Annotated in this window: 9 protein-coding genes; 2 read left to right on the top strand and 7 right to left on the bottom strand. The window is 55.3% G+C overall.

Annotation, left to right across the window (positions count from 1 at the left end; all coding sequences use genetic code 11):
* Positions 1 to 250, top strand: a 250-nt coding sequence (locus tag K5905_RS14670) for a hypothetical protein (RefSeq protein WP_297585223.1), incomplete at its 5' end; no start/stop codon positions are given.
* Positions 251 to 329: 79 nt separating this feature from the next.
* On the opposite strand, the gene K5905_RS14665 is transcribed toward K5905_RS14670, so the two are convergent.
* The 6 genes from K5905_RS14665 to K5905_RS14640 all read right to left on the bottom strand — a co-directional run bounded on the left by K5905_RS14665 (position 330) and on the right by K5905_RS14640 (position 9,920).
* Positions 330 to 2,156, bottom strand: coding sequence for a M23 family metallopeptidase (locus K5905_RS14665; RefSeq protein WP_297585220.1), 1,827 nt, complete (start codon positions 2,154 to 2,156; stop codon positions 330 to 332).
* 274 nt (positions 2,157 to 2,430) lie between these two features.
* Positions 2,431 to 4,365 (bottom strand): adenylate/guanylate cyclase domain-containing protein, encoded by a 1,935-nt coding sequence (locus K5905_RS14660; protein ID WP_297585216.1) that lies wholly within the window; start codon positions 4,363 to 4,365, stop codon positions 2,431 to 2,433.
* Positions 4,362 to 5,042 (bottom strand): hypothetical protein, encoded by a 681-nt coding sequence (locus tag K5905_RS14655; RefSeq protein WP_297585214.1) that lies wholly within the window; start codon positions 5,040 to 5,042, stop codon positions 4,362 to 4,364. The genes K5905_RS14660 and K5905_RS14655 overlap by 4 nt, the downstream gene beginning before the upstream one ends.
* Positions 5,043 to 5,240: 198 nt before the next feature.
* Complete coding sequence (locus K5905_RS14650; protein ID WP_297585211.1) at positions 5,241 to 6,863, bottom strand: caspase family protein; 1,623 nt, start codon at positions 6,861 to 6,863, stop codon at positions 5,241 to 5,243.
* Between the two features lie 26 nt (positions 6,864 to 6,889).
* On the bottom strand, positions 6,890 to 7,186 hold the full coding sequence (locus K5905_RS14645) for a hypothetical protein (protein WP_297585208.1): 297 nt from the start codon (positions 7,184 to 7,186) through the stop codon (positions 6,890 to 6,892).
* Positions 7,187 to 7,205: 19 nt separating this feature from the next.
* Positions 7,206 to 9,920, bottom strand: coding sequence for a caspase family protein (locus tag K5905_RS14640; RefSeq protein ID WP_297585205.1), 2,715 nt, complete (start codon positions 9,918 to 9,920; stop codon positions 7,206 to 7,208).
* A 302-nt stretch (positions 9,921 to 10,222) separates the two neighbouring features.
* On the opposite strand from K5905_RS14640, the gene K5905_RS14635 reads away from it, so the two are divergent.
* On the top strand, positions 10,223 to 11,074 hold the full coding sequence (locus K5905_RS14635) for a GNAT family N-acetyltransferase (RefSeq protein ID WP_297585202.1): 852 nt from the start codon (positions 10,223 to 10,225) through the stop codon (positions 11,072 to 11,074).
* Positions 11,075 to 11,082: 8 nt separating this feature from the next.
* Here the strand turns inward: K5905_RS14635 and K5905_RS14630 are convergent.
* Positions 11,083 to 12,017, bottom strand: a 935-nt coding sequence (locus K5905_RS14630; RefSeq protein ID WP_297585200.1) for an ornithine cyclodeaminase family protein, incomplete at its 5' end; no start/stop codon positions are given.

Here is a 12,017-nt window from a genome sequence, read left to right as displayed (position 1 = left end):
ATACGGTGACCTGCTGGAGAAACTGGCAAACAGCCGTCAAAGACTGGTTGTCCATCGCAGTATACTCATTTCAACTCAAAAAGAGGTGGAAGAGTTTGTGGCAGGTCACCGGAGTGGTCTGTTTTCGCACCTGCGCTACCATTTCAAAAACGAACTGATCAAGATGGATGATGCGCTCAGACGCGCCGAAATTCGACTTGCCATACCTGTCGAAATGTCGAAACAGAAAGCACTCAAGAAGGCGAATTAATCGCGAGCGATAAAATTGCCCACGCCCCTCTCCTCTTCTGGAATTTGAAGCCCAAAGCTGCCAATCCCAAAGCTGCCAATCAATGCGTGCTCAGAATCTCGCCAATCGTGCCGCGATAGTCCTTCAGGTCTCCGCTGGCGACTGTTTGGGGAGCGTCGGCACCGGTTTCCATTTCAAAGGCCAATGGGTCCGTGGGTTCACCGCGTTGCCGGATTTCAAAGTGCAGGTGCGGACCGGTCGAGAGGCCCGTTGTACCGACGTAGCCGATGATATCGCCCGCCTGAACAACCGATCCCAACTTAATCCCGTCGGCGTATTCATGCATATGAGCGTATCGGCTGGAGATGCCGCCTTTATGCGTTAATTCAACAAAATTCCCATACCCACCCCGGACATCCCGATAGCTGACCTTACCGGAAAACGCTGCCCGTATCGGCGTTCCGGTTGGCGCAGCCCAATCAACACCGGCGTGAAGCCGCTCGGTTTTCTTGATGGGATGGAAACGCATTCCGAATTTTGAGGTTAAAACGCCCTTCACGGGGACAAGCATGGCGCCGGACAGACTGATTTTTCCGCCCTCGTTCACGCAGGCAAAACCTCGGTTTCCCGGAGCTTTCAGGACGTAGCAACGCACCGACCAGCTGTCACCGCGACGAACACCTGCAAACAGCACTTTACCCCCGCCCCGCTTTTCGTCACGCGGTTGATCGGTGAAAACAAGCGTAAACCGTTCATCCGCCTTGATTGCCCGCTTGAGATCCGTAGTCGGCGCCAGATAAGCGATCGCCTCGCCAACGATGGACGCCGGCACCGCATTGCGGACGGCGGTCGCATACAGCCCGTCGATCAACCGATGCGTCTTTGCAGCACCTGCCTTGTTATCGTTCAAGATATCTTCCTGCACGATCTTTTTTCCAAACCAGGGATCAGCACCGCGAACATAAGAGCCACCCTGCCTTTGCAGAGTGTAAGCTGCAGTCCCGAGATATCCCTGACTGGAGTAAATCGACACCTGCACAGGCCGATAATAGTCCCCTACGCGCCCCACTTTGTTCGGCATCCGAATACCGCGCAATGCGACTTTATCGCCTGCGATCAAATTGCTCTTACCGAATTCGCTTTCAACAAATTCCAATAAAGGTTTGGAAGCATCTCCGTCGAAGCCGTTTTCCGACAGAAATTTTTTCAAGGAGATCGCTGTCGACACTTCCGTTCGAATTTCAATTCGACTCGGCCCCTGCCCAATCGGTCGTTCGGTCAGATATAGGTTAAGCGTATCTGTCGGCGGCTTCAGAAAGACCGGTAAATCTGCTGCCTGGCTTTCCGAGGCGTCGCCTCCATCGCCGATCGTAATTCCGTCCGTGTCTTCACCACCACCAAAATTGCCGAACTGAAAATCAACTTCGCTGCCCGGTGCCCGAATAACCAGGTCACCATTATCGTCCAGCATTTCGCTGTCCAGAACGAACGCCGTCAGTGTCGGAACGGCCGCAGCCGCTCCTTTTCCGCTGTTCTCCGGAACCGGCCGCTCTGACAGCTCTATTCGGCGACTTGCTGAACCATCGCGCAAAAGAACCGGATCCCCCGCAAGTGGAATGACCGCAGAAACCGCCATATCAAAAAATGGATCTGCCGGGACATCAAGATCGTTCGCGTCTGCAAACTCCGGCTCCTGGATCCCTGAAAATTCTGCATCACCGTTTGCGGTAGCTATCTCTTCAGCGCCGCTTCCGTCTTCGTCCCCTTTGACCAGGGCTGTTTCATCCGGTTGAGATTGGTTGGTGTCGTCGTCAGCCAATTTCGGTGGAGAAATCGATATGGCGCCTGACCCTATCAGATGTGCCAGACCTCCAATCCCGCCGCCAAGCACGAGAAACCCAAGCGCGAGAGCACCATAGAGGTACATTGCGGATCTCTTTTGAGGTTGGTTGGTGCTGCCTTTTCCTGTCCGTTGAGATGCTCCGACAGAAGACCTGGATGAGGCAGGTGTCTGGTTCCGGGGTCGAATGACCGTCCTGTCAAGATCCGGCCGGTGCTCATCGGCCTTTCGATTATCTGGTCCGTCAACCATCCGCACACCCTGGTTGAAGCGCGTTTATCTGACAATCCTTGTCTGGACTTACTTTTCGATCATGCAGGACCTGTCGAAAATATGCAAAAAAGCTGACCTTCCAACCGGTTCAGCGGGGAAACTTAAGCAATTTGGTACGACTGGGCTTGCGCTTGTCCTGGGCCATCGGAACGACGTTTTCCATGTACATTTCAGGAATGTCCAAGGTGAATACCGTGATATCCGTGCTGAGTCCTCGAAGTCGACCGGTCCAGATCTCCTTGACCGGATAAGACCTTCGTAAGTTGTCTGTCACCGATTGGCTGATAGCCAGGCGCACCTTCTGTTCCTTCGCGACGGCTTCAATCCGACTGGCCGTGTTGACGGTCGTCCCCATGACGGTGAAGGATCTGCGGTGCTCACCACCGATATCTCCGACAAGCACCGGTCCCGCATTCAATGCAATTCGCAAATCCAAACTCGGCTGCCCGGTCAGTTCGCGGATGCGGTCCAGCAGAGCGATAATCTCTTCCGCTGCGTCAACTGCGGCCCTTTCCGGATTTTCAACCGAATTCGGTGCGTTCCAGACCGCCATGATCGCATCGCCTATGTACTTGTCGATATACCCCTTGTGCGCGGTTATCACCTGGCCAATCGCATCGAAACAGGAATTGACAACGCGCACCACATCCTGGTCGGCAAGGCTTTCGGACATCTTGGTGAAGCCGACAATGTCGATAAAGGCAACGACAACGTGGCGAGTGTCTCCGCCAAGTTCCGGCAGTTGCTCGGACTGAGCCATCTGATCGATGATGTCAGGTGCCAGATAATGCCCAAACAGGCGGACGAGAGATCGTTGTCTACGCTGCAGAATGCCGACCTTGCCTACGGCGGACACCACCATCGCACTGACACACGCAACCGGTGCGACACCCGGTGCCAGAAGATATCCGAATTCAAGGCCCAATAGACTGAATCCCAGTCCGACAACAACACCACCAACTGCGACGAGTGGCAACGCGATGAGCGGAAGAAACAAGCCAGCCAAAACCCCGGCCAACGCAAATGCAAATGCCATTCCCCGCAACACCTCCGCAGGCGGGTCTATCGCGGTGCGGTTCGACAGGACGGAGCCGATCAAGTCGGCCAGTATTAATACTCCGGCAGTTTGCGGTTGGACAGCCGGCCTACCGCTGACACCGGTCTCAACCCTTTCAGGTGGAAGACTTGGTAGAAACCGGTCCGAATACAAATGTTCATCTTCGTAAGGCACCAGACTCCCGAACAGGATCAAACGGTCTTTTGCAAACCGCCTGAGGTAATCTCGGCCAGTGTCATTTTCCATCATAGACAGGACGTCGATCAGCGACAGGTAGGGTATGGAACTTGCGAGCCTGGATGACGGAACGGCCGTATATTTCTCAGGCGCTTCCACGTCGGCAATGGCGAGCAATGCATCGATCAGATGTGGAGATGCTGATAAAGGCAGATGCGGCTCATGCTGCCTTACCACGCCGTCACTATCCGTGGAAACCGTCACCGAACGGACACCATCTGCGCCCGCAGCCGCAGAAAACCTTCTGTGTGGAACACCCAGTTCGGTGTGCGAGATAAACACCTTGTCCCGATTGCTGAAAATGAACTTCTGGAACGGCAGATCAAAGCCACTCAGTCTGGCCTCGCCGGTCTCAGGATCGACAAAGGCGTCGGCGCTATAGGCAAAAATAAAATCGAACCCGACACCTAGCGCTCCTGCATCAAGGACCGCCTGCCCGGCTTCCGCAAAGACAGGTGTCATCAAAACGCGAGGAAAAGGAGAAAGCCGGTCAGAATCCAGTGAAACGTTGTCCAACCCGACGACAGCCACCGGGGAATAGCCGATTTCAGGCGCAACGCCCAGACTTGCTCTTACCTGAAACAGGCGGTCGATGACCCATCCTTCCCAGATGGATTTCTTTGCCGACAGACCGGCAAAAACGCCGACGCCTATCGCTACAATCGCGATAAGCGCAATAAGGTGCTTTCGGCCAAAGGCTGCATCCGCAAACCGGCCGCCAAATCTCATTTTACCAGGACAACTGCTGTGTTTCGCCCAACCGACGCAGGGTCAATCAGAATTTTGCGCATTTCGACACCGAAGTCCGGCGCCTTTCCTTGCAGAAACAGCTCAACTTCAACAGCTTCTTCGTCACTCTCCCTATCAGGCATCTCGGTGACGACATGGTCCAGCAGCTCAAAACGTTTTGGCTCACCGCCGCCAAAGGACACAAACACTGAGCCGTATTGATCTCGCAGTGCGTCATCGAAACGCAGCATTAGCGAGGCAGCCTTTTTGTTTTCCAGGGTCAGTCCACGAAGCGTGACCGTCAGACCCTTGTCTGCTGTCTCAGCGTCGGAACCACTTTCGGCCTGGAGACAGTTGCCTGCGCGCAGGACTTTCTCCAAACCTCCTTCCAAAGCGTAGCCTGACGAGGAAACAGAAATGGTTCCAGCCGTTATCCGTACTTCCTGACAGGCAGAATAATCGAGCAAATCGATGTGGTTTTCCTGGCCAAGCTCAATGACATCGCCCGGCATGAGCTCGGCGAACGCCGCAACATCAACACCTTCCGACTTGTCCAATACGAGCGCGACCGGTTCACCCCAGGCAACACCGACTGAAGCTCCGAATGCGACGGCGAAAGTTAAACCGGCCTTCTGCAAACTTCGCCGGAAGAAGGTGTTGGTCGATACATCCATCATGACGGTCTCCAAAGTCATCTGCCTCTGGCGCCAGGTGCTCTTTCCTGAGCCCAGCGCTCTGTTCATGATCTGTTATTGCCCAAAAAAGGCGAATTGATTGTGGCCATGGTCACACAAAAGAGCTTTACACTGCAATAAGATACCCGAAATCCAGAGCACATCGATTGAATATTGGATGTGCTCTGGGTGCCCCCGGGACTATCCGGCCGGCTCCGTGTAGACACCTGCAATTCCCAGTCCGTCGCTGTTCTTGTCGATCAGTTCGACCAGTTTTTGCGCCAGTTTTGCCCCAAGCTGCTGTCCGTCCAGTGCAGAAAGCACGCTTACAAGCTGCGGCATGGGTTTTTCGGACCTAACCATAACGATGTGATCTGCACCGAAAGGAAGCGCTGCCCGCAGGTTAAGCACATAAGGTTGATCTGCTGCCAGCGACGTATCCCGCCCGAGCGGATCGGCTTCCTTGTCAGGTGCAAGCAAGCGCATGGTACCATCGGCCTCAAGAGCAAACACCGCCATGTGCCCTCCCTGGTCGGATTTCAATCCAACCCGGAATGGAGACCCTTCGGGAATATGACCGACGGCAGGTTGCAACGTTCCTTCAATCGGCTGAAGTTTGCGCGATAGATCATAAAGATCCGCCAGGAAAATCCATTTGGTCACAACATCGGCAAAACTGTCTGCGTTGGCAGCGTTGTTTCGAAGTACGACGTCCCCGAACTTGGTCAGGACATCACCCTTGTCAACATCCCAATAGAGATCAGCGCTACCTTCCGCGAGAACTTTCATACGACCGTTGTGCTGTTGGGAGAGAATGTTCAGCACCGGAAGTGCAGTGCTGGTGCTTGCCGAGACTGTCAACTCGCTATTGTTTCTGGCCAGAAGATCGTCGCTTACTCTGGGAAGCACTGCGGATCGGGTATTCCCGCCAACAAGCAGGCTAGGCGTCTGACGACCTTCCGTCGCGACGCGGACTGTCTCTTGTAGAAAGCGGGTCAGTTCTGCCATCGAGATCCCACCATCGCGATCCAGATCCGCTCGTCCTTCAACGCCACGTGCAAAAGACCAGCTCAAGGCTCCGCGCGGTTCACCGGCGATCATGAGTTCAGGGATCACCTGACCGTCAACCGTTGCGCCGACATAGATCACGTTTGGAAGCTGTTCAGGATCCGTTTCAGAGCTGGCTGAACCGGCCAAGACAGGGTGTGGTGTCTGACTGCGCAATTCATCATCTTCAAACGGTGGAAGCCCGACCAGTCTTGTTCCAAGTCGGGTGACGCGTGGATCGATAGACCTTGTCATCGTGCCGGAATGACAGCTGTCTGCCAGGATCAGGACATTGCGATCCCCCGCAGCTCGCAACATCCCAGCCAGATCATCATCGCGAAGACGTTGCCCGTTGCCGGGAGCTGCCACATCGAATCCTGCGAGCAGAAAGACTTCATCCAGTCCGTCTTTTTCCGACCCTTCTGCCCACTCCTGCTCCTGCGCTCCATGACCCGCATAGGACAAAACAAGAACATCGTCAGACTTGGACCTCTCAATCAACTCCTGCCACGCGGTCAGTATTCCCTCCCGCGTCGCAGAGCCGTTGAGCAATGTCGTAAGATCCCGGACACCTGCGGCACCAAGTGTCTCGGCAATATCTCGTGCGTCGTTCACCGCTCCCTTCAGAGGTGAAACGTGTTCGTAGTCATCAATGCCGATGACCAGCGCCCGCCATTCTCCTGCCACGGCGAATGCCGGGGCCATAAGAATGGCAAACAGGATCGTGGCAACGCGCAGACGTATCACCCTATGAAAAATCCGGTTTCGACGGAGCATCGACTTCATCTCAATTCGGCTTGGCTCTAGTTCCAGGAGCCGCCGCCGCCTCCACCAGGACTGTCATTGCCACCACCACCGCCGCCGCTGTCGTTGTTGGTGTCACGAAGGTTGGGGTCGTTGATTGGATCAATGATGGGAGGTGCAGCCGCTGTTGTAGTTGTTCGCGCAACCGTCGCAGCTTGCGGAGACGCTGCTGCCGGCGCCGCAGTCGTGCTTGTCAGAGGTGCTGCGGTGACACCGGGCCTATATTGAGACTGACACCCGGCAAGCAAAAGTGCCGATGCAGCAGCTAACGGAAATATTTTCAGTAGTACATTCATTCTGCTTCTCCCGAAGGCCCTAGAACAAATCGTATCTCGGGCGGTTCTGCTCCCATTGATATTTGACCACCGCAATCAAAGCTTCATCTCCCTGGACGGTTGAGCGGCCGGAGGTATTGAAGAATTCAGATAGCGCTTCACGGGTTTTACGGCCCGGCTGGCCGTCCACCGGCCCAGGTTCGAAACCCAGGTCCGTCAGCGTCTGTTGCAAGACTTTTGCCTTCAGCGTTCCCGTCGCGTCCTTAAGCCCGTCCCTGCCTTTTTCCGCGGCCGGGGATGAAGGATCGACAGCAACTGCCTGCGCGAGCATCTTTACGCGATCACGGCCTGCAGCATCTCCTGTCTGCTTTCCAAGCATAAAGGCCGTGTTGTAGGCACCCCAGGCATCACCTCGCGCCGCGCTTTCACGGAACCATCTTATGGCTTCGGTTTCGTCCTTATCGACGCCTTGCCCGTTGAAATAAAGCAAGCCAATCGCGGTACCCGCAGCGGGGTGCCCGCCATCGTGAGCTTTTTTGAACCAGCCCAGCGCAGCTTCATAGTCCTTTGGGATGCCTTTGCCGTCACGGTAAAGCGTTCCCATGTTCAGATATCCGTAAATATCCTCACGTGAAGCAGACCGGTTGAAATAATAAACTGCCCGATCGGTGTTCTCTTCCACATGCGTGCCACGCAGATAGAAATTGCCAATGGCGTTGAATGAGAATGTGTGCCCGGCCTCGACAGACTGCAAAAGTTTTTCCAGACCGGCCTTTTCGTCCTGGTCCGTTCCTTCACCCTTGATTTCCGCCATGCCGAGAGAATGCAGCGCATAAGCATCGCCGCGCTCCGCTCCCTTTCGATAGAGTTCGACAGCTTTCTTGCGATCCCGGTCTATGCCCGCGCCAAGATAGTACATGCGGCCCAGTACCTGCCCCGCTCGCACGTGCCCCATCTGATAAGCCTGTTCGAAATAGGAAATGGCCCTTTCCAGGTCACCTGCAGCGAAGGCGCCGCGTCCCCTTTGAAAGACAAACCTGCCAACTGCCGGATAGGCAGTCATTGCCTCTTCGCAAGCCTTGTCGACAGCTGCCGGATCCAGCTCGTTCGCCAGGCGTCCCTCAGTCACGGCCTGCAGGTCAAACGGCTGTGTCGCCAGCTGATCGCACTGAGCCACACGGGGTTGAACAATCTGGGTGATCGTTTCAGGTGCTTGCGCCGATTGCGCGGGTAATTCCAGTTCGAACCGACGTGCTTCCGTCTCGCTTCCTATTTGCGGCCTTACGGTCAAGGAAGTCAGTGCGGAAACAGGAAACCGGTCCCCCGCCTGAAGCAATCTTCCGTCGGAGGACAATTGAAGATCACTATCGACAGAAACGACCTTTAGCCAGTCGCTCGTGGCGGGTAATCCGTTAACGGGTGCATCGGGGTAGATCGCTTGGGGACCAACACCGATATCTGCCTCAACAGCTCCCTTTTGGGCAGCATTCGACAACCAGTTCAATGTTGCAGTCAGGAGTTCCTGGCGGTTCTCCTCTGGCTCGGGAGCCGCGACTTCCGTTTCTGCCTGCACAATCGTTATGGAGGCGATCGCGGAGGCGCTCCCACCCCATTCATCTTCCACCTGATAACCGATGAGTTCCACATCACCGGACGCGGAGCCTGTCGGTACGAATTCCAGGCTTGCCAGTTCTTCAGCACCAAGACTTTCGCCTTCAGCGACGGCCTTTCCGTCCGGCAAACGCAACTCGCCTTTTTCCGGCGACAATGTCAGCGTCGCACGCAAGCTGCCGCCCTCAGGCTGCACAGGTGCCGGGATGTTCAAAGCTACGGCGTCATCACCAACGGGAATACTCACTCGGTGATGCGCGGTGACGATCGGTTCGGGCTTTGGCGGGACAAAGTAGAAACTCGTGACGAGCGTTGAATCCTCATAGGGTATCTGTTGCCCGCCCGTTTTACGAACCACCTCATCCCGAACCCTTGTCATCAGGTCCTTGATCTCAAGGGTGGGGTCAAGCGCGTTGTTGACGACAGATGTCGTGAACGGGCTCATTGGCCCCTCGCCATCGTAGGCTACCTGACCGGGCCGGGTGGCATAGGAAATGAAGGACCCCAGCTTGTTGGGTATCCGTCGCAATCCTCGGGTCTTACCGAGCGAGTATTCCTGTTCTCCCCAAAAGAGACTGGCGATTTCAAACGGATTGTCCCGACAGGCATCCAGCATCAGGATTTGCAGGCTGGAAGCAGCCTTCATGTAATCAAGCAGGTGAGAGACCTTCAGGCTCTCGAATTCCAGGTCATACTGGGATGACAGTTTTGCATCGACCGGCAATATAAAGTTCGCATCTCCGACCTGCAGTGCGTGGCCGGAATAATAGAAAAGTGCCGTGTCACCATCGTTCAATTCGCGCAAAAAACGCCGGACGACACCTTCCAGCTCCTTTTTGTTCAAATTGGTGCCGATGGTAACTTCAAAATCGGCTTCGCGCAGGATCCTAGAAATTTCCTTGGTATCATTGAGCGGGTTTTCGAGAGGCTCAACATGCTGGTAGTCCTGATTGCCAATCACCAGCGCAACGCGCCGGCCGGCATCCTCCGAAACAGCAGCCAGCCCAAGGGAAGGCAAGCCGGTCAGGCCGACAGGAAGGCACAGCACGCCGACCTGTAACGTCCTTCTTAGCCCCGGCTTGGTACCGGAGATCATTTGCCTCGCTGCATGCAAGGCTACAGACAGATATTCCCGTTTTTTCATAACCGCCTCAGCGCCTTGATCCACACTGCAATCTTGCGCTTGAAATACTTTCAGTCTGTGACGAAACACACATGTCTGCAGCTATTCCGCTAAGTGAGCCGCATTTTTGAATTCAATAATAACGTTGAGTAAAGTGATGCACACTTGCGGTCTGGACGCAAGTCGCCAGGTGGTCAATCGACATTCTGCGTGATCCAATTCAACGATGCGGTTGCAGAAATCGTTACAGAGAATTTAAATCCCTGGAGAGTCGGCATAAGTTTGCCGGCGCGTCCGCTCGAAAATACACCTGAGGAGCCCCAATGTCTGACACGCTGAAAATCCGACATCTGCAAGATGTCGAGATGCACATCCCCTTGGATATGGCGATGCAGGAAGGATGGAACCCGGGATTGGAGGATGGCGCAGCCTTCCACGCTGCTGACCCGAACGGTTTTTTTGCAGGTGAGATCAATGGTGAACTGATCAACGTCATATCTGCGGTCCGCTACGGCGACACATTCGGTTTCATAGGCCTTTACATCTGCAAACGTGAGCACCGGACAAAAGGCTACGGTCACCAGATTTGGGACCACGCAATGAAATATCTCGGCGCCCGGCGCATGGGGCTGGATGCGGTCAACGAACAGACGGCCAGTTACGGCGAACACGGCTTCAAGAGGTTCTATCGCAATGTGCGCCAATGCGGCATTTCGTTGTGCGATACTCCGATGGATCCGCGTATCGCGCCTCTTGGACAAGGCATTTTCCCTTCGATCCGGGACTATGACAGACAGTTCTTTCCTGAAGAGAGGACCGAATTCCTGAGGCTGTGGACTGCACCGATGCTGGAGACCCGCAGAGGTTTCTCATTTGTTGAAGATGGGACCGTCAAAGGATACGGCGTTATCCGGCAATGCCACGAAGGATACAAAATAGGCCCGCTGTTTGCCGATACGCCGGAAATCGCGGATACGCTGTTCCGCGCTCTGGCCGGTCAGGTAAAAGGGCAAACTGTGATCCTTGATACGCCAGAACCCAATGCGGCGGCTCTGCTCCTGGCGGAAAAGCACGAGCTCTCACCGGAATTCGAAACCTTCCGCATGTATCGCGGCCCCGCCCCTGATCTGCCATTGGATCAGATGTACGGGATCACGACATTCGAACTCGGCTGAGGTTGGAACTAATGCCCGGCGTTGCGATATGCGAGCATCGCGCCTGCCAGATCCTCCAAGGCCGCGCCAACAGACTTGAACATGGTGATCGCTTCGTCGGATTGGCGGCCGGGATGTTCCTGTCGGCAGAGCTGGTAAAGATCCGCCCTGATATCTTGCGATGAAATCAAGCCTGATTGAAGCGGTTGAAAAATGTCGCCGCCTTCAGACAGGCACCCGTCACGCGTATCGACATAAATCTCAGCTCGCCTGACGACATCGTCGTCACTTTCGCGCATGGTCGGTTTGAAAGCTCCAACCAGATCAACATGTGCTCCAGGCTTGAGCATGCTGCCCTTGACCAGAGGTTCTGTCGAAAGTGTCGCCGCACTGATGATGTCCGCCTTGCCAAGAGCCTGGTCAAGATCGTCGGCAATCCCTGCATTTACCTGGAATTTCGCTGCTATTTCACCAGCAAGTGCATTGGCCCTGGTCTCAGATCTTCCCCAGATGGTGACTTCGTTGATTGGCCGCACCGCCATATGAGCGGCCACGAGATTGGGCGCCAGGCGTCCGGTTCCAAGAACGAGCAGATGTCCGGCATCGGCTCTTGCCAGATAACGTGCTGCCAGCGCCGATGCAGCCGCCGTGCGTCGTGCCGTCAATTCTCCGCCGTCAATCATCGCGAGCATTTCACCGGTGGCGGCATTCGACAGCAGATACTGCGCCGAGACCGCAGGCAGACCGCGCTCTGAATTGCCGGGAACCACATTGGCAACCTTGACGCCTGAAAAGCCTCCGGGAACCCAGGCCGGCATCAACAGCATTGTCCCGTCCGGCTCACCCGGGATCTCCACATCGTGGTGATGTCGCGTTGGCATAACGCATCCGGAACGGAAAATGTCAGCCAGCGCGTCGATCAGATCCGGAAAGGCAAGCGCATCTCGGGTTTGGTCTTCGGACA

Origin of the sequence: Roseibium sp., assembly GCF_025698965.1 — a bacterium.
In the GTDB taxonomy this organism is placed as follows: domain Bacteria; phylum Pseudomonadota; class Alphaproteobacteria; order Rhizobiales; family Stappiaceae; genus Roseibium.
The sequence above is the reverse complement of the archived record's forward strand: the minus strand, read 5'-3'. Positions and strand labels throughout refer to the sequence as shown.